This is a genomic window from Burkholderia sp. BE12 (assembly GCF_002959955.1).
Taxonomy (GTDB): Bacteria; Pseudomonadota; Gammaproteobacteria; order Burkholderiales; family Burkholderiaceae; genus Burkholderia.
Genome location: NZ_PREY01000059.1, coordinates 1 through 20,875 on the forward strand (window position 1 = coordinate 1; position 20,875 = coordinate 20,875).

The 20,875-nt window shown below is 68.0% G+C and carries 17 protein-coding genes and 1 pseudogene; 11 read left to right on the top strand and 7 right to left on the bottom strand.

Annotation, left to right across the window (positions count from 1 at the left end; genetic code table 11):
* Positions 1-123 precede the first annotated feature (123 nt).
* The 5 genes from C4B30_RS34125 (at position 124) to proC (ending at position 5,888) form a co-directional block, all read left to right on the top strand.
* The gene (locus C4B30_RS34125) at positions 124-1,617 is read left to right on the top strand and encodes an FAD-linked oxidase C-terminal domain-containing protein (RefSeq protein ID WP_027783607.1); all 1,494 of its coding nucleotides are present in this window, start codon (positions 124-126) and stop codon (positions 1,615-1,617) included.
* Positions 1,618-1,802: 185 nt separating this feature from the next.
* Complete coding sequence (gene glcE, locus C4B30_RS34130; RefSeq protein WP_105133634.1) at positions 1,803-2,891, top strand: glycolate oxidase subunit GlcE; 1,089 nt, start codon at positions 1,803-1,805, stop codon at positions 2,889-2,891.
* A gap of 1 nt (position 2,892) precedes the next feature.
* A complete protein-coding gene (gene glcF / locus C4B30_RS34135) occupies positions 2,893-4,119 on the top strand; it encodes a glycolate oxidase subunit GlcF (protein WP_027783605.1) in 1,227 nt (408 codons plus the stop codon).
* Positions 4,120-4,323: 204 nt separating this feature from the next.
* Complete coding sequence (locus C4B30_RS34140; protein ID WP_105133635.1) at positions 4,324-5,022, top strand: YggS family pyridoxal phosphate-dependent enzyme; 699 nt, start codon at positions 4,324-4,326, stop codon at positions 5,020-5,022.
* A gap of 53 nt (positions 5,023-5,075) precedes the next feature.
* Positions 5,076-5,888 (top strand): pyrroline-5-carboxylate reductase, encoded by an 813-nt coding sequence (gene proC, locus C4B30_RS34145; protein ID WP_105133636.1) that lies wholly within the window; start codon positions 5,076-5,078, stop codon positions 5,886-5,888.
* A gap of 109 nt (positions 5,889-5,997) precedes the next feature.
* On the opposite strand, the gene ubiA is transcribed toward proC, so the two are convergent.
* The 7 genes from ubiA to recG form a co-directional block, all read right to left on the bottom strand.
* Entirely contained in the window at positions 5,998-6,861 is an 864-nt protein-coding gene (ubiA, locus tag C4B30_RS34150) for a 4-hydroxybenzoate octaprenyltransferase (protein ID WP_105133637.1), read from the bottom strand.
* 207 nt (positions 6,862-7,068) lie between these two features.
* Positions 7,069-7,557, bottom strand: coding sequence for a non-specific DNA-binding protein DpsA (dpsA, locus tag C4B30_RS34155; protein WP_006476862.1), 489 nt, complete (start codon positions 7,555-7,557; stop codon positions 7,069-7,071).
* 126 nt (positions 7,558-7,683) lie between these two features.
* A complete protein-coding gene (locus tag C4B30_RS35750) occupies positions 7,684-7,854 on the bottom strand; it encodes a hypothetical protein (RefSeq protein WP_175888603.1) in 171 nt (56 codons plus the stop codon).
* 110 nt (positions 7,855-7,964) lie between these two features.
* On the bottom strand, positions 7,965-10,151 hold the full coding sequence (gene katG / locus C4B30_RS34160; RefSeq protein ID WP_105133638.1) for a catalase/peroxidase HPI: 2,187 nt from the start codon (positions 10,149-10,151) through the stop codon (positions 7,965-7,967).
* Between the two features lie 101 nt (positions 10,152-10,252).
* Positions 10,253-10,381, bottom strand: a complete 129-nt coding sequence (locus C4B30_RS36165) for a hypothetical protein (protein WP_267896674.1) — start codon at positions 10,379-10,381, stop codon at positions 10,253-10,255.
* A gap of 394 nt (positions 10,382-10,775) precedes the next feature.
* Entirely contained in the window at positions 10,776-11,735 is a 960-nt protein-coding gene (locus C4B30_RS34165) for a hydrogen peroxide-inducible genes activator (protein WP_027783600.1), read from the bottom strand.
* A gap of 126 nt (positions 11,736-11,861) precedes the next feature.
* Positions 11,862-14,171 (bottom strand): ATP-dependent DNA helicase RecG, encoded by a 2,310-nt coding sequence (gene recG, locus C4B30_RS34170; protein ID WP_105133639.1) that lies wholly within the window; start codon positions 14,169-14,171, stop codon positions 11,862-11,864.
* A gap of 167 nt (positions 14,172-14,338) precedes the next feature.
* Between recG and queA the strand changes: the two genes are divergently transcribed.
* The 6 genes and pseudogenes from queA to C4B30_RS36010 all read left to right on the top strand — a co-directional run.
* Positions 14,339-15,406, top strand: a complete 1,068-nt coding sequence (queA, locus tag C4B30_RS34175) for a tRNA preQ1(34) S-adenosylmethionine ribosyltransferase-isomerase QueA (RefSeq protein WP_089499653.1) — start codon at positions 14,339-14,341, stop codon at positions 15,404-15,406.
* Between the two features lie 155 nt (positions 15,407-15,561).
* Positions 15,562-16,776 carry a tRNA guanosine(34) transglycosylase Tgt gene (gene tgt, locus C4B30_RS34180; RefSeq protein WP_105133640.1) on the top strand — a complete coding sequence of 405 codons (1,215 nt, stop codon included), beginning with the start codon at positions 15,562-15,564 and terminating at the stop codon, positions 16,774-16,776.
* A gap of 257 nt (positions 16,777-17,033) precedes the next feature.
* Positions 17,034-17,357 carry a preprotein translocase subunit YajC gene (yajC, locus tag C4B30_RS34185; RefSeq protein WP_006476868.1) on the top strand — a complete coding sequence of 108 codons (324 nt, stop codon included), beginning with the start codon at positions 17,034-17,036 and terminating at the stop codon, positions 17,355-17,357.
* 106 nt (positions 17,358-17,463) lie between these two features.
* Positions 17,464-19,485 (top strand): protein translocase subunit SecD, encoded by a 2,022-nt coding sequence (secD, locus tag C4B30_RS34190; RefSeq protein WP_105133641.1) that lies wholly within the window; start codon positions 17,464-17,466, stop codon positions 19,483-19,485.
* Between the two features lie 18 nt (positions 19,486-19,503).
* Positions 19,504-20,454 (top strand): protein translocase subunit SecF, encoded by a 951-nt coding sequence (secF, locus tag C4B30_RS34195; RefSeq protein ID WP_027783595.1) that lies wholly within the window; start codon positions 19,504-19,506, stop codon positions 20,452-20,454.
* A 204-nt stretch (positions 20,455-20,658) separates the two neighbouring features.
* Positions 20,659-20,875 (top strand): annotated as a pseudogene (locus tag C4B30_RS36010) (DUF2242 domain-containing protein); the annotation flags it as partial.

The following is a 20,875-nucleotide window of genomic DNA, read 5'->3' on the forward strand; positions in this document are numbered from 1 at the left end:
AATTTCATAGGGGCCCGCAGCGGCTGCACCAGCTGCATCAAGGCCGGATATAGAGCTGCAGCCCATCCTGTCCGTCGAAACACGAGAAAACTGTTGCAAACGGGACGCGTTCATATAGACCTCATGAACGCTCCCGTCGAACTGTCGAGCGCCGCACGCGCGCAGCGTCAGCGCGAAGTCGTGCAGGCGCTGATGGCCGTGCTGCCGACGCACTGCCTGCTGTACCGCGACGAGGACACGGCGCCGTACGAATGCGACGGCCTGTCCGCGTACCGCCGGCTACCGCTCGCGGTCGCATTGCCCGAGACGGAGTCGCAGGTGCAGCGGGTCGTGCAGATCTGCCGCCGCATGGAAGTGCCGATCGTGCCGCGCGGCGCCGGCACCAGCCTGTCGGGCGGCGCGCTACCGATGGCGCTCGGCGTCGTGCTGTCGCTCGCGCGCTTCACGCGCATCGTCGAAGTCGACCCGTACGCGCGCACGGCGACCGTGCAGCCCGGCGTGCGCAATCTCGCGATCTCGGAAGCGGCCGCGCCGTACGGCCTGTATTACGCGCCCGATCCGTCGTCGCAGATCGCCTGCACGATCGGCGGCAACGTCGCGGAAAATTCCGGCGGCGTGCACTGCCTGAAATACGGGCTGACCGTGCACAACGTGATGCGCGTGCGCGCGGTGACGATCGACGGCGAGATCGTCGAATTCGGCTCGCTCGCGCTCGACATGCCGGGCCTCGACCTGCTCGCCGTGATGATCGGCAGCGAAGGGATGTTCGCGATCGTCACCGAGGTCACGGTGCGACTGATCCCGAAGCCGCAGACCGCGCAGCTCGTGATGGCGAGTTTCGACGACGTCGTCAAGGGCGGCGAGGCCGTCGCGGCGATCATCGCGTCGGGCATCATCCCGGCCGGGCTCGAGATGATGGACAAGCCGGCCACGCAAGCCGTCGAGGCATTCACGCACGCGGGCTACGACCTCGATGCGAAGGCGATCCTGCTGTGCGAATCGGACGGCACGCCCGAAGAAGTCGCCGAGGAAATCGTGCGGATGACGGCTGTCCTGCGGGAACACGGCGCGACGCGCATCCAGGTGTCGCGCAACGAAAGCGAGCGGCTGCGCTTCTGGTCCGGCCGCAAGAACGCGTTCCCGGCCGCCGGCCGCATTTCCGCCGATTACTACTGCATGGACGGCACCGTGCCGCGCCGCGCGATCGGCCCGCTGCTCGCGCGCATCGAGCAGCTCGAAACGCGCTACGGGCTGCGCTGCATCAACGTGTTCCATGCGGGCGACGGCAACATGCATCCGCTGATCCTGTACAACGCGAACGATCCGGACGAGCTGCACCGCGCCGAGCAGTTCGGCGCGGAAATCCTCGAATGCTGCGTGGAATTCGGCGGCAGCGTGACGGGCGAGCACGGTGTCGGTATCGAAAAACTCAATTCGATGTGCGTGCAGTTCTCGCCGCAGGAGCGCGATGCGTTCTTCGCGGTCAAGCGCGCATTCGATCCGGCCGGACTGCTGAACCCGGACAAGGGCATCCCGACCCGCGCGCGCTGCGCCGAATACGGGCGCCAGCACGTGCGCGGCGGGCTGCTGCCGCACCCCGATCTGCCGCGCTTCTGAGCGGCGTGCGCGGGTCGCGGCCCGCACCGCCGGCCGCGGTGCGGGGGGCCGCCGTGCCCGCGCGGCACGTTCGCGTGCCGGCCCGGGCAGGCCGGATGCGAGACGGGGCTTAGGGATAGTCGCGATGTGCAATCGCGCCACCCCGGTACAATCGACCGGACAACGAGACGAGAAAGCAACAGAACATGGAAGAGGACGACATCGTCGCCGGATGGGCCGAGCGCATCCGCGCCGCCAGTGCCGACGGCCGGCCGCTGCGGATTCGCGGCGGCGGCACCAAGGACTGGTACGGCCAGGCGCTCGAGGGCGAAATACTCGACACGCGCGCGTTTCAGGGCGTCGTGTCGTACGACCCGGCCGAACTCGTCGTCACGGTCCGCGCGGGCACGCCGCTCGCGCAGCTTGAAACCGTCCTCGCCGAGTGCGGCCAGATGCTGCCGTTCGAGCCGCCGCACTTCGGCCGTTCGGCCACCGTCGGCGGCTGCGTCGCGGCCGGCCTCGCGGGCCCGCGCCGCGCCGCCTGCGGCGCACCGCGCGATTTCGTGCTCGGCACGACGCTGATGAACGGTCGCGGCGAAAAGCTGCGCTTCGGCGGCCAGGTCGTGAAGAACGTCGCCGGCTACGACGTGTCGCGGCTGATGGCCGGCGCGCTCGGCACGCTCGGGCTGATGCTCGACCTGTCGATCAAGGTGCTGCCGATGCCGGTCGCCGAAGTCACGCTGAAGTTCGAGATGACCGCGACCGACGCGGTGCGCAAGCTCAACGAATGGGGCGGCCATCCGCTGCCGGTCAGCGCGAGCGCGTGGCGCAACGGCACGCTCGTGCTGCGCCTGTCGGGCGCGGAAGCCGCCGTGAAATCCGCGAAAACGCTGCTCGGCGGCGAAGTCGTCGACGCGGTCGAGGCCGAGCGCTTCTGGTCCGGCCTGCGCGAGCATACCGATCCGTTCTTCAACGGCATCCCGCCCGGCTACGCGCTGTGGCGCCTGTCGCTGCCGTCGATCACCGAACCGATGCACCTGCCCGGCACCCAGTTGATGGAATGGGGCGGCGCGCAGCGCTGGTGGATCACCGACGCCGACGCGCAAACCGTGCGCATGAGCGCGAAGCAGGCAGGCGGCCATGCGACGCTGTTCCGCGCGGGCGACACCTACGACCGCAGCGCGGGCGTGTTCACGCCGCTGCCCGCGCCGATGATGAAGATCCACCGCGGGCTGAAGAGCGCGTTCGATCCCGCGCGCATCTTCAATCGCGGCCGGCTCTACCCGGATCTCTGAGATGCAAACGAACCTCGCCGATTTCATCCGCAATACGCCCGACGGCGACGAGGCCGACGCGATCCTGCGCAAGTGCGTGCACTGCGGGTTCTGCACCGCGACCTGCCCGACCTATCAGCTGCTCGGCGACGAACTCGACGGCCCGCGCGGGCGCATCTACCTGATCAAGCAGATGGTCGAGGGCGCACCCGTCACGCGCAGCACGCAACAGCATCTCGACCGCTGCCTCACCTGCCGCAGCTGCGAGACGACCTGCCCGTCCGGCGTCCAGTACGGCCGGCTCGTCGAAATCGGCCGCAAGCACGTGGAGGCGCAGGTGGAGCGCCCCGCGCAGCAGCGGCTCATGCGCCGCGTGCTCGCGAGCGTCGTGCCGAACGCCGCGCTGTTCTCGCCGGTGATGCGGCTCGGCCAGCACGTGCGGCCGCTGCTGCCGAAGCGGCTGCGCGACAAGGTGCCGCCGCGCACGCGGCTGCTCGAATGGCCGCACCGCACGCATACGCGCAAGATGCTGATGCTCGGCGGCTGCGTGCAGCCGTCGATGCTGCCGAACATCAACATCGCGACTGCGCGCGTGCTCGACGCGCTCGGCATCGAGACGGTCGTCTCGCCCGACGCGGGCTGCTGCGGCGCGATCCGCCTGCACCTGAACTATCACGACGAAGCGCTCGACGACGCGCGCCGCAACATCGACGCGTGGTGGCCCCACGTCGAACAGGGCGCCGAGGCGATCGTGATGAATGCGTCGGGCTGCGGCGCGACGGTGCTCGAATACGCGCACCTGCTGCGCGACGATCCGGCCTACGCGGAGAAAGCGCAGCGCATCGTGTCGATGACGCGCGACATCTCCGACGTGCTGCTCGCGTTCGAGGCCGAACTCGCGACGATCGCCCGGCGCCGCGCGATCCATACGGTCGCGTACCACCCGCCGTGCACGCTGCAGCACGGGCAGCAGTCGCGCGGCAAGGTCGAGCGCCTGCTCGAGACGCTCGGCATCGACGTGCGGCTGCCGGCCGACAGCCATCTGTGCTGCGGCTCGGCCGGCACCTACTCGCTGACGCAGCCGTCGCTGTCGTACCGGTTGCGCAAGCAGAAGCTGCTGAAGCTGCAGGCGCTCGAACCGCAGATGATCGTATCCGGCAACATCGGCTGCATCGCGCACCTGCAAAGCGGCACGCAGGTGCCGGTCGTCCACTGGGTCCAGCTCGTCGAGCATTTGCTGTACGGCTAGCGCCTCTTCCCGCTAATCACGGGCTTGCGCCGGCCCGCGGAAGGACCGAGCGCAAGGATGGCGACGAAGCGAATACTCGACGTATTCGCGACGAGCATGAGGCGGTGATCGGCCGCGCGGCGTCCGTATAATGAGCGGATCGGTGCGCCGCGGATCGCGGCGCATCGGCTTCATACCCGCTTCCGTGCTGCTTCCGTGCCCGCCATGTCCGATCTCGCCGCCCGTCTCGACTCCGTTCATCGCCGCATCGCCGACGCCGCCCGCGCGGCCGGCCGCGATCCCGCCACCGTATCGCTGCTCGCCGTGTCGAAGACGTTTCCGGCCGACGACGTGCGCGCCGCGTATGCGGCCGGCCAGCGCGCCTTCGGCGAGAACTACGTGCAGGAATCGATCGACAAGATCGACGCGCTCGCCGACCTGCGCGCGCGCCTCGAATGGCATTTCATCGGGCCGCTGCAATCGAACAAGACGCGCCCCGTCGCCGAGCGCTTCGACTGGGTCCATTCGGTCGACCGGCTGAAGATCGCCCAGCGCCTGTCGGAACAGCGCCCCGCGCACCTGCCGCCGCTCAACGTGTGCGTGCAGGTGAACATCAGCGGCGAGACGTCGAAGAGCGGCGTCGCGCCGGCCGACGTGGCCGAGGTCGCGCGTGCGGTCGCCGCGCTGCCGTCGCTGCGGCTGCGCGGCCTGATGGCGATTCCCGAACCGGCCGGCGACACCGACGCGCAGCGTGCGCCGCATCGCGCGCTGCGCGCGTTGTTCGACGCGTTGCGCACCGACGGCCTGCCGCTCGACACGCTGTCGATGGGCATGTCCGCCGATCTCGAGGCGGCCGTGCTCGAAGGCGCCACGATCGTGCGCGTCGGCACCGCGATCTTCGGCGCGCGCGATTACTCGCGCTGAACGCCGCGCTCCTTTCCGCCATTCCGTTCACTCACTCGCTCATTCCCGACATCATGAAAATCGCATTCATCGGCGGCGGCAACATGGCCGCGGCCCTGATCGGCGGCCTGATCAAGCGCGGCGTCGCCGCGGACGGCCTGTATGCCATCGACATCAACGAAGACGTCCGCGCGCGCGCCGCGCAGCAATTCGGCGTGCGCACCGGCGCGGCCGTCGACGCAACGCTCGTCGATTACGACGCGATCGTGCTCGCGGTGAAGCCGCAGGTGCTGAAGGACGTCGCGCAGGCGCTCGCGCCGCACCTGAAGTCGCAGCTCGTGATCAGCATCGCGGCCGGCATCCGCGGCACGGATCTCGCCCGCTGGCTGGGCGGCTACGCGCGCGTCGTGCGCACGATGCCGAACACGCCCGCGCTGGTCGGCATGGGCGTGACCGGCCTGGCCGCGCTGCCGGGCGTCAACGCGGCAGGCCGCGAACTCGCGTCGAGCGTGCTCGGCGCGGTCGGCGAGATCGTCTGGTTCGACGACGAATCGCAGCTCGACGCGGTCACGGCGATTTCGGGCAGCGGCCCCGCGTACGTGTTCTATTTCATCGAAGCGCTGCAGGAAGCCGCGCGCCGTCTCGGCATGAACGACGAGCAGGGCCGCGCGCTCGCGGTCGCGACGTTCACGGGCGCCGCGCAACTCGCCGCGCAATCGGGCGAACCGGCTGGCGTGCTGCGCGAACGCGTGACGTCGAAGGGCGGCACGACGGCCGCCGCGCTCGCGGCGTTCGACGCGCAGGGCGTGAAGGAAGCGATCGTGCGCGGCGCACTCGCGGCCGAAGCGCGCGCGAAGGAAATGGGCGACGAGCTCGGCGGCGCGTAAGCACGACAGCAGCGCCGGTCTGGCCGGCGCCGGACGTAAAAAAAGCGACCGTCGGGTCGCTTTTTCGTTGGCGCCGCGCGCACGAACGTGCGGTACGCCGGTGTGTCGTTCAGCTGCCGGCCAGCAGGTAATGCGCGGCGATGCCCGCGAACAGCACGCCGCCGAGCCAGTTGTTGTGGCGGAACGCCGCGAAGCAGGGCATCCGTTCGCGATCCTTGATCAGCGTGTAGTGATACAGCGCGCAGCCGACCGCCGCCGCCCAGCCGGCCCAGTACGCGAGGCCGAAGCCGAGCGTCACGCCGATCCACACGTAGATGCCGAGCGTCACCGCGTAGCACGCCATCACGGCCGCGACGTCGAAACGGCCGAACGTCAGCGCGGACGTACGGATGCCGATCTTGATGTCATCGTCGCGATCGACCATCGCATATTCGGTGTCGTACGCGACCGACCAGAAGATGTTCGCGACCAGCATCACCCACGCAAGCACCGGCACCGTGTCCTGCACGGCCGCGAACGCCATCGGGATGCCGAAGCCGAACGCGATGCCGAGATACGCCTGCGGAATCGCGAAGAAGCGCTTCATGAACGGATAGGAGCCGGCGACGAACAGCGCGACGACCGACAATTCCTTCGTCAGCGTATTGAGCGGCAGGATCAGCAGGAACGCGATGAACGACAGCCCGACCGCGATCGCGACGGCCTCCCACGCCCGGATCTTGCCCGACGTCAGCGGCCGGTCGGCCGTGCGCTTCACGTGGCGGTCGAAATCGCGGTCGGCGTAGTCGTTCATCGCGCAGCCGGCCGAGCGCATCAGCAGCGTGCCGAGCGTGAAGATCACGAGCAGCGGCCAGCGCGGATGGCCGTCCGACGCGATCCACAGCGCGTTGAGCGTCGGCCACAGCAGCAGCAGGCTGCCGATCGGCTTGTCCATCCGGACGAGCCGCAGATACAGGGGAAAGCGGGCAAGCATGGCGAAGCACCGGGAAGGGAATCCCGGCATTTTAGAGCCGAGCGGTGCTTCGCGTCATGTCGGCGCGACCCGCGGCCGGCGGTCGCGGCGGCCCGGCTGGCCGCCGCGGCCCGCTACGCGCGGGCGCGCGGCGGCGGGCATCGATCCAGGGACAGAGTCGAAGCCGGCCCACAGGGGGCCGGCCTGACGCCCCCCGCGGCGCCGGGCTTACGCGAGCAGCGACCGCAGCATCCATGCGGTCTTTTCATGCGTCTGCAGGCGCTGGGTCAGCAGGTCGGCGGTCGGCTCGTCGCTCGCCGCGTCGGCGATCGGGAAGATTTCGCGCGCGGTGCGCACGACCGTCTCGTGCCCTTCGACGAGCTGGCGGATCATCTCCTCGGCGGCCGGCACACCCTTCGCTTCCGGCACCGACGACAGTTTCGCGAATTCGCCGAACGTGCCGGGCGCGACGACGCCCAGCGTACGAATACGCTCGGCGACGGAATCGACCGCGAGCCATAGTTCGTTGTACTGCTCCTCGAACATCAGGTGCAGCGTGTTGAACATCGGTCCGGTCACGTTCCAGTGGAAATTGTGGGTCTTCAGGTACAGCGAGAACGTATCGGCGAGCAGGCGCGACAGGCCGTCCGCGATGTTCTTGCGGTCCTTGTCGCTGATACCGATGTTGATCTGCGTGGCGTTGCCTTTCTTGGCCATCTTCGGGACTCCTCATTCGAAATGTTGAACCGGCGAAAATGCATCGGGCAATCCGCATGCCGCGTCGCGCGGCATCCGTTCGCGACTCGCCAGTCTAGCGTCGCGAATCCGTTGCCGCCCTCGCCCTCAACCGCCGGCGGCCGACACGACCGGCGCGAGCGCGTGCAGCGCCTGCGAAACCAGCTCTGCCGCCCCGCCGACGACGATCGCGAAGCCGACGACGTAGCGCGCCAGCTCCACCGGCGATCGCAGAATGGGCGACGCGGCGGCGCGCATGTCGAGCATCATTTGTGTCATGGTCGTCACTCCTTTGACAAGACATCGTTCAGGGAAGAAACGGCCGGTCGTCGGACCGGCCGTTTCACGTTACTGCATTACTGCATCACCGCGTCAGGATGCGGCCGCGTTCACGCGAGGTCGAAGCGGTCGAGGTTCATCACCTTGTTCCAGGCCGCGACGAAATCGCGCGCGAACTTCTCCTTCGCGTCCGCGCTGCCGTACACCTCGGCCAGCGCACGCAGTTGCGCATGCGAACCGAAGATCAGGTCGACGCGCGTGCCCGTCCACTTGAGCTCGCCCGTCGCGCGATCGCGCCCTTCGAACACGTCGTTCGCGGCCGACGCCGGCTTCCATTCCGTGCCCATGTCGAGCAGGTTCACGAAGAAGTCGTTCGTCAGCGTTTCCGGACGATCGGTGAACACGCCATGCTTCGCATCGCCGGCATTCGCACCGAGCACGCGCAGGCCGCCGACGAGCACCGTCATCTCCGGTGCGCTCAGCGTCAGCAGCTGGGCCTTGTCGACCAGCAGCGCCTCGGCCGGCGTCTTGTACGCGTGCTTCAGGAAGTTGCGGAAACCGTCGGCGAGCGGCTCGAGCACGGCCATCGCGTCGACGTCGGTTTCTTCCTGCGACGCATCCATCCGGCCCGGGGCGAACGGCACGGTGACCGCGACACCCGCGCTCTTCGCGGCCTGCTCGACGCCGGCCGCGCCGGCCAGCACGATCAGATCGGCCAGCGACACCTTCTTGCCGCCCGTCTGCGCATCGTTGAACGCCTTCCGCACGCCTTCGAGCGTTTCGAGCACCGCCGCGAGTTCGGCCGGGCGGTTCACTTCCCAGTCCTTCTGCGGCGCGAGGCGGATGCGCGCACCGTTCGCGCCGCCGCGCTTGTCCGAGCCGCGGAACGTCGCCGCCGACGCCCAGGCGGTCGACACGAGCTGCGACACCGACAGGCCGGTCGCCAGCACCTTCGCCTTCAGCGCGGCGACGTCGGCGGCGTCGATCAACGGGTGATCGACGGCCGGGATCGGGTCCTGCCACAGCAGGTGTTCCGCCGGCACGTCCGGGCCGAGATAACGGGCACGCGGGCCCATGTCGCGGTGCGTGAGCTTGAACCACGCGCGTGCGAACGCGTCGGCGAATTCGGCCGGATTCTCGTAGAAGCGGCGCGAGATCTTTTCGTAGGCCGGGTCGAAACGCAGCGACAGGTCGGTCGTCAGCATCGTCGGACGATGCTTCTTCGACGCGTCGTATGCGTCCGGAATCACCTCGCCGGCATCCTTCGCGACCCACTGGTGCGCGCCGGCCGGGCTCTTCGTGAGCTCCCACTCGTAGCTGAACAGGTGCTTGAAGAAGTCGTTGCTCCACTTCGTCGGGGTCGACGTCCACGTGACTTCGAGGCCGCTCGTGATCGTGTCCTTGCCCTTGCCCGTGCCGAACGTGCTCTTCCAGCCGAGGCCCTGCTGCTCGAGGCCCGCGGCTTCCGGCTCGGGACCGACGTTGGTGGCCGGGCCGGCGCCGTGCGTCTTGCCGAACGTGTGGCCGCCCGCGATCAGCGCGACCGTTTCCTCGTCGTTCATCGCCATCCGCGCGAACGTCTCGCGGATGTCGTGCGCGGCGGCGACCGGGTCGGGGTTGCCGTCCGGGCCTTCCGGGTTCACGTAGATCAGGCCCATCTGCACCGCGGCGAGCGGGCTTTCGAGCTCGCGCTTGCCCGTGTAGCGGCTGTTCGGGCCGCCGCTCAGTTCCAGCCAGATCTTTTCCGAGCCCCAGTAGACGTCGTCCGGTTCCCACGTGTCGACGCGGCCGCCGGCATAGCCGAACGTCTTGAAGCCCATCGATTCGAGCGCGACGTTGCCGGTCAGGATCAGCAGGTCGGCCCACGAGATGTTGCGGCCGTACTTCTGCTTGATCGGCCACAGCAGCCGGCGCGCCTTGTCGAGGCTCACGTTGTCCGGCCAGCTGTTGAGCGGCGCGAAGCGCTGCTGCCCGCCGCCCGCGCCGCCGCGACCGTCGGCCGTGCGGTACGTGCCGGCGCTATGCCACGCCATGCGCACGAACAGGCCGCCGTAGTGGCCGAAGTCGGCCGGCCACCAGTCGTGCGACGTCGTCATCAGCGCGTGCAGGTCCTGCTTCACCGCGGCGAGATCCAGCTTCTTGAACGCCTCGGCGTAGTCGAAATCCGGGTCCATCGGATCGGACAGCGCCGAATGCCGATGCAGGACGTTGAGGTTCAGCTGATTCGGCCACCAGTCCTTGTTCGTCGTGCCGCTGCCTGCGGTGTGGTTGAACGGGCATTTCGTTTCGTTCGACATGCTTTTTTCTCCTTGACTTGCTCGTAGGCCCCCACGTGCCGGGCGCGGTTCGTGGAGCATTGCGGGGGGATGAAACGGAACAGGCGGGTACTCCTGTCGTACTACGGGATGTCGTACGCCGCCTTCGGCACGCGTTCCCGTTGCCACGCGCCGCAGGCGGGGCGCTCGAGGAAGCGGCTGCCGGCAGTCGTCGTACCGGCGAGGCGGGCGGTCTTTCGGGTATCGGGCATGCGATGCTCCCTCATGGCTCGACGGCAGGTGAATCGGGGGAACACAGGACCGGCGTGCGGCGGCACTCATCCGCCATACGCACGGTCCGCCAGATACGCGAACGCAATCGGACGCAGGCCGCGAACCGCCGCCCTGGCGCGATGTACGACCGTGTCGCGCGACGGGATGTTCCGCTGCGCGTGCTGCAATACCGACCGCATCATGACATCCTCCTTTGACGCTTGCATTCAACGTGCATGTCGCACGTCGGCTATGACACCGATCCATGTAGAGGATTCTATCTATATCTATCAATTATTTGAATTTGATAAATTTCATCTATGCGATAGGCAAAAATAAACGGGGTCGCACGACCCCGTTCATCACGCTGCCACACCCGCATGCGCCGGTGCGTCAGTTCATCATGGCCGGCATGTCGAGCTTCGCGACGCCCGGCAGCTCGCACGCGGTAATCGCGTCGCTGATCGCGTCGATCGCCGGCATCCGCGTGAAGCTCTTGCGCCACACCAGCACCACGCGGCGGTCGGGCACCGGTTCGTTGAACGGCACGTACGACAGCAGCTCGGCATCGGGGCCGTTCGCGCGCGGGCCGACCTCGGCGACCGACATCCGCGGCAGCACGGTGATGCCGACGCCGCTCGCGACCATGTGGCGAATGGTTTCGAGCGACGAGCCCTCGAACGTCTTCTGGATGCCGTCGGCCGTCTGCGAGAAGCGCATCAGTTCCGGACACACGCCGAGCACGTGATCGCGGAAGCAGTGGCCGTTGCCGAGCAGCAGCATGGTTTCCTGCTTCAGATCCTCGGCGTCGATTTCCTCGCGCTTCTCCCACGGATGGCCGGCCGGCAGCGCGACGACGAACGGCTCGTCGTACAGCGGCCGCACCATCAGGCCGGTTTCGGGGAACGGCAGCGCCATGATCGCGGCATCGATCTCGCCCTGTTTCAGCAGTTCGAGCAGCTTCAGCGTGTAGTTCTCCTGCAGCATCAGCGGCATCTGCGGGACACGCTGGATCATTTGCTTGACGAGCGTCGGCAGCAGATACGGCCCGATCGTGTAGATCACGCCGAGGCGGAACGGGCCGACGAGCGGGTCCTTGCCCTGCTTCGCGATCTCCTTGATCGCGAACGTCTGCTCGAGCACGCGCTGCGCCTGGGTGACGATCTGGTCGCCGATCGGCGTCACGCTCACTTCGCTCGCGCCGCGCTCGAAAATCTGCACGTTGAGCTCGTCTTCCAGCTTCTTGATCGCCACCGACAGCGTCGGCTGGCTCACGAAGCACGCTTCGGCCGCGCGCCCGAAATGCCGTTCGCGCGCGACCGCGACGATGTACTTCAATTCAGTCAGGGTCATTGTGGGTCAATCAGAGATATACAGGCGATAGGTTTAATTTATACACCCTCTGGCCCAGGTTCGCCAAGTTTCTCTGCATCGCGATGCGTCGAGTGGCGGTTTTCGATCCGGCCCCAGGCCGGCCGATCAGGCCTTCAGGTACTGCTCGCGCGCGCCGAGCCAGCGCGCGAGGTGCTGCGTGACGACGTCCGGATACGCGGCAATCAGCCGCGCCGCGGCCTCGCGGGCAGGATCGATCAGCCAGCCGTCGGTCTCGAGGTTGGCAAAGCGCAGCATCGCCGCGCCCGACTGGCGCGCGCCGAGGAATTCGCCGGGGCCGCGGATTTCGAGGTCGCGCCGCGCGATCTCGAAACCGTCGGTCGTCTCGCGCATCGTCTTCAGCCGCTCGCGGCCGGTGATCGACAGCGGCCCGGTGTACAGCAGCACGCACACCGACGCCGCGGTGCCGCGCCCGACGCGGCCGCGCAACTGGTGCAGCTGGGCCAGGCCGAACCGTTCCGCGTGCTCGATCACCATCAGCGAGGCGTTCGGCACGTCGACGCCCACCTCGATCACGGTCGTCGCGACCAGCAACTGCACTTCGTTGCGCGTGAACGCTTCCATCACGGCCGCCTTGTCGGCCGGCGCCAGGCGGCCGTGCACGAGGCCGACCTTCAACTCGGGGAGCGCCGCGGCCAGCGTCTCGTAGGTTTCGACGGCCGTCTGCAGCTGGAGCGTCTCGCTCTCCTCGATCAGCGGGCACACCCAGTACACCTGGCGCCCGGTCAGCGCGGCCTCGCGCACGCGGGCGATCACCTCTTCGCGCCGCGCGTCGCCGACGAGGCGCGTCAGCACGGGCGTGCGGCCGGGCGGCAGCTCGTCGATCGCCGACACCTCGAGGTCCGCGTAGTACGTCATCGCGAGCGTGCGCGGAATCGGCGTGGCCGACATCATCAATTGGTGCGGCTGAAAGTCGCGCGCGCCGTTGGCGGCATTCGCGGCCTTCGCGCGTAGCGCGAGACGCTGCTCGACGCCGAAGCGGTGCTGCTCGTCGACGATCACGAGGCCGAGCCGCGCGAATTCGACCGTATCCTGGATGATCGCGTGCGTGCCGATCACGAGCTGCGCGGTGCCGAGCGCGGCCGCCTCGACCGCCGCGCGTTTCTCCTTCGCCTTCAGGCTGCCCGCGAGCCACGCGACCGTGACGCCGAGCGGCTCCAGCCATGCGCGCAGCTTGCGCGCATGTTGCTCCGCGAGGATTTCGGTCGGGGCCATCAACGCGGCCTGGTAGCCGGCGTCGATCGCCTGCGTGGCGGCCAGCGCCGCGACGACCGTCTTGCCGCTGCCGACGTCGCCCTGCAGCAGGCGCTGCATCGGGTGCGCGAGCGTGAGGTCGTGCGCGATCTCGTCGACGACGCGCGCCTGCGCGCCCGTCAGCGTAAACGGCAGCGCCGCGTAGAACCGGGTCGTCAGCGCGCCGACATCGGTCGCGGTGCGGCGCGGCATTGCGGGCGCCGCGCGCGTGCGGCGCTCCTCGTGCGCACGCTTGAGCGACAGCTGCTGCGCGAGCAATTCCTCGAACTTGATGCGCGTCCACGCCGGATGCGAGCCGTCCATCAGCGCGGCTTCGTCGGAATCGACACCCGGATGGTGCAGGATGCGCACGGCCTGCGCGAGCGTCGGCACGCCGAGCGGCTTCAGGTAATCGCGCTCGATTTCAGGCGGCAGCAGCTCGGGCAGCGGCGTGCGCTCGACCGCGTTCTCGATCGCCTTGCGCAGATACGCCTGCGACACGCCGGCCGTGCTCGGATAGACGGGCGTGAGCACCTGCGGCAGCGGCGCGTCCGCTTCGACGACGCGCACCGCCGGATGCACCATCTCCATCCCGAAGAAGCCGCCGCGCACGTCGCCGCGCACGCGCAGCCGCTGGCCGACGGCCATCTGCTTGACCTGCGACCCGTAGAAATTCAGGAACCGCAGCACGAGCTGCTCGCCGTCGTCGTCCTGGATCTTCACGACGAGCTGGCGGCGCGGCCGGAACGCGACCTCGTTGTCGAACACGACGCCTTCGGTCTGCGCGATGCCGCCCGGAAGCAGCTCGCCGATCGGCGTGAGCGTGGTTTCGTCCTCGTAGCGCATCGGCAGATGCAGCACGAGATCGATCGAGCGCGTGAGGCCGAGCTTCGCCAGCTTGTCGGCGGTTTTCACCGGTTTGTCGGCGGCCGGCTTCTTCTTGCGTTTCGTGCCGGCCGCCCCTGCTTCGTCGCCGGCGGCGCCGTCGGCCTCGGGCGCGGCGGCCGCGGGCTGCGCGAGCCGCCCGTCGGCGCCGCGCTTCGGGCCGGCGCGGCGCGCGCCGGAGCCCGATGCGGACGGCGCGGACGAGGCGGCATCGTCCGCGTCGAACGGATCGGCGGAATCGGCGACGGCAGCGGGGGAACGGCGTGGTGACACAGGCATCGGATCGTCTGGGTGCTTCGCAAGGCAAGTACAATAGCGGCTTTCACGTCGTCCGAACGAACGACGCCGGCCAGGCCGCGCATCCCGTCATCATAGCGGCTCGCGCGCCCCGATTACGCGTTTCCGCCCTGCCGGCGACGCCCGCCGGCCGCTTCGAACCAGCCCGCATGTTCACGCTTTCCGATTTCGATTTCAATCTGCCGCCCGAGCTGATTGCACAAACCGCGCTGCCCGATCGCACCGCGAGCCGCCTGCTCGAGGTCGAGCGCGGCGTCGAGCCCGCACGCCTCGTCGACCGCCGTTTCGCCGAGCTGCCGTCGTGCATCGCGCCCGGCGACCTGCTCGTGTTCAACGATACCAAGGTGCTGAAGGCGCGTTTCTTCGGCCAGAAGGCCAGCGGCGGCAAGATCGAGGTGCTGATCGAGCGCGTGACGGGCACGCACACGGCGCTCGCGCAGATCCGCGCGAGCAAGTCGCCGGGCGCCGGCACGACGCTGCGTCTGGCCGATGCGTTCGACGTGACGGTCGGCGAGCGCGTCGAGCCGTTCTTCACGCTGCACTTCCCCGCGCCGTGCCTCGAACTGATCGAGCAGTACGGCCGCCTGCCGCTGCCGCCGTATATCGAGCACGATCCCGACGCGACCGACGAAACGCGCTACCAGACCGTCTACGCGAGCAATCCGGGCGCGGTCGCGGCGCCGACGGCCGGGCTGCACTTCGACCAGCCGCTGCTCGACAAGCTCGACGCGATGGGCGTCGAGCGCGCGACGCTGACGCTGCACGTCGGCGCCGGCACGTTCCAGCCGGTGCGCGTCGACAACATCGCCGAGCACAAGATGCACAGCGAGTGGTACGACCTGCCGCAGTCGCTCGTCGACAGGATCGCCGCGACCCGCGCGCGCGGCGGCAACGTGATCGCGGTCGGCACGACGTCGATGCGCGCGCTCGAAGCCGCCGCGCGCTCGGCCGACGAAGCGGGCCGCCCGCTCGCGGCGACCCAGGCCGAAACCGACATCTTCATCACGCCCGGCTACCGTTTCCGCGTGGTCGACCGGCTCGTCACGAACTTTCACCTGCCGAAATCGACGCTGCTGATGCTGGTGTCCGCGTTCGCGGGCGTCGAGACGATCCGCGCCGCTTACCGGCACGCGATCGCCGAACGCTACCGCTTCTTCAGCTACGGCGACGCGATGCTGCTCACGCGACGCGACACGCCGGAGGCGCCGGGCGCGTAGGCGCGCGCGGGCATGCTCGCCGGCACGCGCCGCATTCGCTGCTTGCCGGCTGCGTGCGCCACGCCGGCGCGCCCCGTTTCTTTCACCGCCGCCGGCCTTTCGGCGGCGTTTCCAACATGCGCCGGACTGTCTTCCGGTAGCAAGGAGCACTCACGATGACCGAAGGTTCATCCCACGATACGCACGATACGCACGCGAGCCACGACACGCACGCCCCCGTGCAGGACCGCCCGGCGAACGGGCTCGAATTCGAACTGCTGACAACCGACGGCCACGCGCGCCGCGGCCGCGTGAAGCTCAACCACGGCACGGTCGAAACGCCGATCTTCATGCCGGTCGGCACGTACGGCACCGTGAAGGCGATCCAGCCGCGCGAGCTGCACGAGATCAAGGCCCAGATCATCCTCGGCAACACGTTCCACCTGTGGCTGCGCCCGGGCCTCGACACGATCGACGCGCACGGCGGCCTGCACGGCTTCATGGGCTGGAACAAGCCGATCCTGACCGACTCGGGCGGCTTCCAGGTGTTCTCGCTCGGCGACCTGCGCAAGATCACCGAGGACGGCGTCACGTTCGCGTCGCCGATCAACGGCGACAAGCTGTTCCTGTCGCCGGAAGTGTCGATGCAGATCCAGAAGGTGCTGAACTCCGACATCGTGATGCAGTTCGACGAATGCACGCCGTACGCGACCAACGGCATGCCGACGACGCACCAGGAAGCGGCCGACTCGATGCGCATGTCGCTGCGCTGGGCGAAGCGCTCGCTCGACGAATTCGACCGGCTCGGCAACCCGAATGCGCTGTTCGGGATCGTCCAGGGCGGAATGTTCGAGGACCTGCGCGACGAATCGCTCGCCGGCCTCGCGGAACTCGGCTTCCACGGCCTCGCGATCGGCGGGCTGTCCGTCGGCGAGCCGAAGGAAGACATGATGCGCGTGTTGCAGCACGTGGGCCCGAAGCTGCCGGCCAACAAGCCGCACTACCTGATGGGCGTCGGCACGCCGGAGGACCTGGTCGAGGGCGTCGCGAACGGCATCGACATGTTCGACTGCGTGATGCCGACCCGCAACGCGCGCAACGGCTGGCTGTTCACGCGCTTCGGCGACGTGAAGATCCGCAACGCGACGCACAAGAACTCGCTGAAGCCGCTCGACGCGACCTGCACGTGCTACACGTGCCGGAACTTCTCGCGCGGCTACCTGCATCACCTGCACCGGGTCGGCGAAATCCTCGGCGCGCAGCTCAACACGATCCACAACCTGCACTACTACCTGCAGCTGATGAGCGAGATCCGCGACGCGATCGAAACGCATACGTTCGACGCATTCCGGCAGCGCTTCGCGGAGGATCGCGCGAGAGGAGTCGACTGACTGTCCGGCGGGCGGCCCGCCCCATAGGACATGACCTGAAAGAAAGCCATATCCAATGGGACACGCACTAAAAAACCCGGTCCAACCACCGGAGCGGGCCATCAAACATTACAATTGCCTTTCCACACAAGCCGCAACGGTATCGGTTCGCGCTTTAACAGCTTGATCCGAAAGCGCATTTGCCGAGCCGTTTGCGCATGGGGCCGGTGGTAGAATAACCGGCTTATTTTTCGATCTTCCCCTACGGAGAGACCAACGTGCCGTTCATTTCCAATGCCTTCGCGCAAGGTGCCGGTGGTGCCGAATCGAGCCTGATGAGCTTCCTGCCGCTCATCCTGATGTTCGCGGTGCTGTACTTCATCATGATCCGTCCGCAGATGAAGCGCCAGAAGGAACACCGCAACATGCTCGCGGCCATGGCGAAGGGCGACGAAGTCGTCACGAGCGGCGGCCTCGTCGGCAAGGTGACGAAGGTCACCGAAGGCTACATCGGCGTCGAAATCGCCGAAGGCACCGAAATCACCGTGCAGAAGGCTGCCGTCACGACCATTCTGCCGAAGGGCACGATCAAGTCGCTGTAAGGCTTTCACCGAGCGTCCGGCTCCCCGCGCCGTGCCCGCCTGAGAGAGCGGGCCGCCGCGGCGCCGGACGCGACGCTTTCACGCCAACCACCCGTTCGGCCCCCTCATGAATCGTTATCCACTCTGGAAATATGTCGTGATGGTCGTGGCGCTCGCCATCGGCCTTCTGTACACATTGCCCAACTTCTTCGGCGAAGCGCCGGCGGTGCAGGTGTCGAGCGGCAAGGCCACGGTCAAGCTCGACTCGACCACGCTGACCCAGGTCGAATCGGCGCTCGCGTCCGCGCAGATCACGCCGGACGACGTCACCTTCGAGAACACGGCGACCAACGCGAACATCCGCGTGCGCCTGAAGGACACCGATACGCAGCTGCGCGTCAAGGACCTGCTGCAGAAGTCGCTGAACGCCGATCCGAACGATCCGCAGTACGTCGTCGCACTGAACCTGCAAAGCGCGTCGCCGCGCTGGCTGACCGCACTGCACGCGCTGCCGATGTATCTCGGCCTCGACCTGCGCGGCGGTGTGCACTTCCTGCTCCAGGTCGACATGACGGGCGCGCTCACGAAGAAGCTCGACTCCGACGCGTCCGACGCGCGCACGCTGCTGCGCGACAAGAACATCCGCGACGGCGGCGTGAGCCGCGTCGATCAATCCGTCGTCGTCAACTTCAGCGACGCGCAGACGGCGGAAGACGCCCGCAAGGTGCTCGCCGCTTCGGTCACCGAACTGCAATGGGCGACGCAGCCCGGCGGCGGCGGCACGCAAGTCGTCGGCACCTTCACGCCGGCCGTGCAGAAGTCCGTCGAGGACGCCGCGCTCAAGCAGAACCTGACGACGCTCCACAACCGCGTGAACGAACTCGGCGTGTCCGAGCCGATCCTGCAGCAGCAAGGCAGCGACCGCATCGTCGTCGAACTGCCGGGCGTGCAGGACACCGCGAAGGCGAAGGACATCATCGGCCGCACCGCGACGCTCGAGGCGCGCCTTGCCGACCCGATCAACACGCACCCGAACCCGAACGACCCCGTGCCGCCGGGCGAGGAGCTGTTCACGCAGGGCATCCAGGCGCCCGTGCTGCTGAAGAAGGACGTGATCTTCACCGGCGACCGCATCATCGACGCATCGGCCGGCTTCGACGAACACCAGCGTCCGTCGGTCAACATCCGCCTCGATTCGGCGGGCGGCCGCGCGGTGCGCACGGTGTCGCGCGAGAACATCGGCAAGCCGATGGCGATGGTGCTGTTCGAGAAGGGCAAGGGCGAAGTGCTGACGGTCGCGACGATCCAGTCCGAACTCGGCGACCGCTTCCAGATCACGGGCCAGCCGACGCCGCAGGCCGCGGCCGACCTCGCGCTGCTGCTGCGCGCCGGTTCGCTCGCGGCTCCGATGGACATCATCGAGGAACGCACCATCGGCCCGAGCCTCGGCGCCGACAACATCAAGATGGGCGTCCACTCGGTGATCTGGGGCTTCTGCGCGATCGCCGTGTTCATGGTCGCGTACTACATGCTGTTCGGCGTGGTGTCGGTGATCGGCCTGTCGGTGAACCTGCTGCTGCTCGTCGCCGTGCTGTCGCTGATGCAGGCGACGCTGACGCTGCCGGGCATCGCGGCAATCGCGCTCGCGCTCGGCATGGCGATCGACTCGAACGTGCTGATCAATGAGCGCGTGCGTGAAGAACTGCGCGCCGGCCAGCCGCCGCAGCTCGCGATCCAGGCCGGCTACGCCCATGCGTGGGCGACGATTCTCGACTCGAACGTCACGACGCTGATCGCCGGCCTCGCGCTGCTCGCATTCGGCTCGGGCCCGGTCCGCGCGTTCGCGATCGTGCACTGCCTCGGCATCCTGACGTCGATGTTCTCCGCGGTGTTCTTCTCGCGCGGGATCGTCAACCTCTGGTACGGCGGCCGCAAGAAGCTGAAGTCGCTCGCGATCGGCCAGGTGTGGAAGCCGGAAGGCGCCGCGGCCGGCGCATCGTTCGCCGCGGCCGACGAATCGACCGATACCGCGCGCGCCGCGAAGCTCGCCGCACCGGCGAAGGGCAACGCACCGCGCGCCGGCAAGCCGCAACTGCGCAACCGTGCGCAGCAAGGCGTGTCGCCGAAGAAACCGGGCTCGACCCAATAAGGCCCCGGAGACGAAGCCATGGAATTTTTCCGCATCCGTAAAGACATTCCGTTCATGCGGCACGCGCTGGTGTTCAACGTGATCTCGCTGGTCACGTTCCTCGCCGCCGTGTTCTTCCTGTTCCACCGCGGGCTGCACCTGTCCGTCGAATTCACCGGCGGCACGGTGATCGAGGTCCAGTACCAGCAGGCCGCGCAGCTCGAACCCGTGCGCGACACGCTCGGCAAGCTCGGCTACACCGACGCGCAAGTGCAGAACTTCGGCACGTCGCGCAACGTGCTGATCCGCCTGCAGCTGAAGCAGGGACTCACGTCCGCACAGCAGAGCGACCAGGTGATGAACGCGCTGAAGGCGCAGAGCCCGGACGTGACGCTGCAGCGCGTCGAGTTCGTCGGCCCGCAGGTCGGCCGCGAGCTCGCGACCGACGGTCTGCTCGCGCTCGCGTGCGTCGTGATCGGCATCGTGATCTACCTGTCGTTCCGCTTCGAATGGAAGTACGCGGTGGCCGGCATCATCGCCAACCTGCACGACGTCGTGATCATTCTCGGCTTCTTCGCGTTCTTCCAGTGGGAGTTCTCGCTGGCGGTGCTCGCGGCGATCCTCGCGGTGCTCGGCTACTCGGTCAACGAGTCGGTCGTCATCTTCGACCGGATCCGCGAAACGTTCCGCCGCGAACGCAAGATGAACGTGCAGGAAGTGATCAACCACGCGATCACGACCACGATGTCGCGCACGATCATCACGCACACGTCGACGGAAATGATGGTGCTGTCGATGTTCTTCTTCGGCGGCCCGACGCTGCACTACTTCGCGCTCGCGCTGACGGTCGGCATCATGTTCGGCATCTACTCGTCGGTGTTCGTCGCCGGCTCGCTCGCGATGTGGCTCGGCATCAAGCGCGAAGACCTGATCAAGGACAAGAAGACCGCGCACGATCCGGACGATCCGAACGCCGGCGCGCAGGTTTAAGCGCCACGCCGTTTCGGCTTCGAAAAAGCCGGCCCGTCTGGGCCGGTTTTTTTTATGTGCGGGCCACCGCGGTACGGCGCGCGGCCGGCTCGGCCGGCGCCGCGCGGGTGTCGGCTACAATCGTCACCGCCCTGCCCCTTCGCTTGCCGGTCGCATCCCGGCACCGGCCAAACCTCTCGCTACCCGTCCGAACGTGCGGTCCCGATGATGCCTCCCCTGCGTGTCGTTCGTCGCCTCGCCGTCTGCGCAGCCGTCGCGGCCGCGTTCCCGTACGCGCCGCTCGCCGGTGCGCAACCGGCATCCGCACCATCCGCCGCTTCGCTGCCTGCCGATGCGCCGCTCGCCGATTCGCCGCCCGCCGCTTCACCCGCCACCGCTTCGGTGCCCGCTTCGGTGCCCGCTTCCGTGCCCGCTTCCGTGC

Coding starts and splice junctions, on each gene's coding strand:
- recG (WP_105133639.1), bottom strand. CDS start 14,171: ATGCCTGTGTCACCACGCCGTTCCCCCGCTGCCGTCGCCGATTCCGCC.
- ubiA (WP_105133637.1), bottom strand. CDS start 6,861: ATGCTTGCCCGCTTTCCCCTGTATCTGCGGCTCGTCCGGATGGACAAG.
- C4B30_RS34140 (WP_105133635.1), top strand. CDS start 4,324: ATGTCCGATCTCGCCGCCCGTCTCGACTCCGTTCATCGCCGCATCGCC.
- C4B30_RS34165 (WP_027783600.1), bottom strand. CDS start 11,735: ATGACCCTGACTGAATTGAAGTACATCGTCGCGGTCGCGCGCGAACGG.
- glcE (WP_105133634.1), top strand. CDS start 1,803: ATGGAAGAGGACGACATCGTCGCCGGATGGGCCGAGCGCATCCGCGCC.
- queA (WP_089499653.1), top strand. CDS start 14,339: ATGTTCACGCTTTCCGATTTCGATTTCAATCTGCCGCCCGAGCTGATT.
- secD (WP_105133641.1), top strand. CDS start 17,464: ATGAATCGTTATCCACTCTGGAAATATGTCGTGATGGTCGTGGCGCTC.
- C4B30_RS35750 (WP_175888603.1), bottom strand. CDS start 7,854: ATGACACAAATGATGCTCGACATGCGCGCCGCCGCGTCGCCCATTCTG.
- dpsA (WP_006476862.1), bottom strand. CDS start 7,557: ATGGCCAAGAAAGGCAACGCCACGCAGATCAACATCGGTATCAGCGAC.
- secF (WP_027783595.1), top strand. CDS start 19,504: ATGGAATTTTTCCGCATCCGTAAAGACATTCCGTTCATGCGGCACGCG.
- glcF (WP_027783605.1), top strand. CDS start 2,893: ATGCAAACGAACCTCGCCGATTTCATCCGCAATACGCCCGACGGCGAC.
- katG (WP_105133638.1), bottom strand. CDS start 10,151: ATGTCGAACGAAACGAAATGCCCGTTCAACCACACCGCAGGCAGCGGC.
- C4B30_RS34125 (WP_027783607.1), top strand. CDS start 124: ATGAACGCTCCCGTCGAACTGTCGAGCGCCGCACGCGCGCAGCGTCAG.
- proC (WP_105133636.1), top strand. CDS start 5,076: ATGAAAATCGCATTCATCGGCGGCGGCAACATGGCCGCGGCCCTGATC.
- tgt (WP_105133640.1), top strand. CDS start 15,562: ATGACCGAAGGTTCATCCCACGATACGCACGATACGCACGCGAGCCAC.
- C4B30_RS36165 (WP_267896674.1), bottom strand. CDS start 10,381: ATGCCCGATACCCGAAAGACCGCCCGCCTCGCCGGTACGACGACTGCC.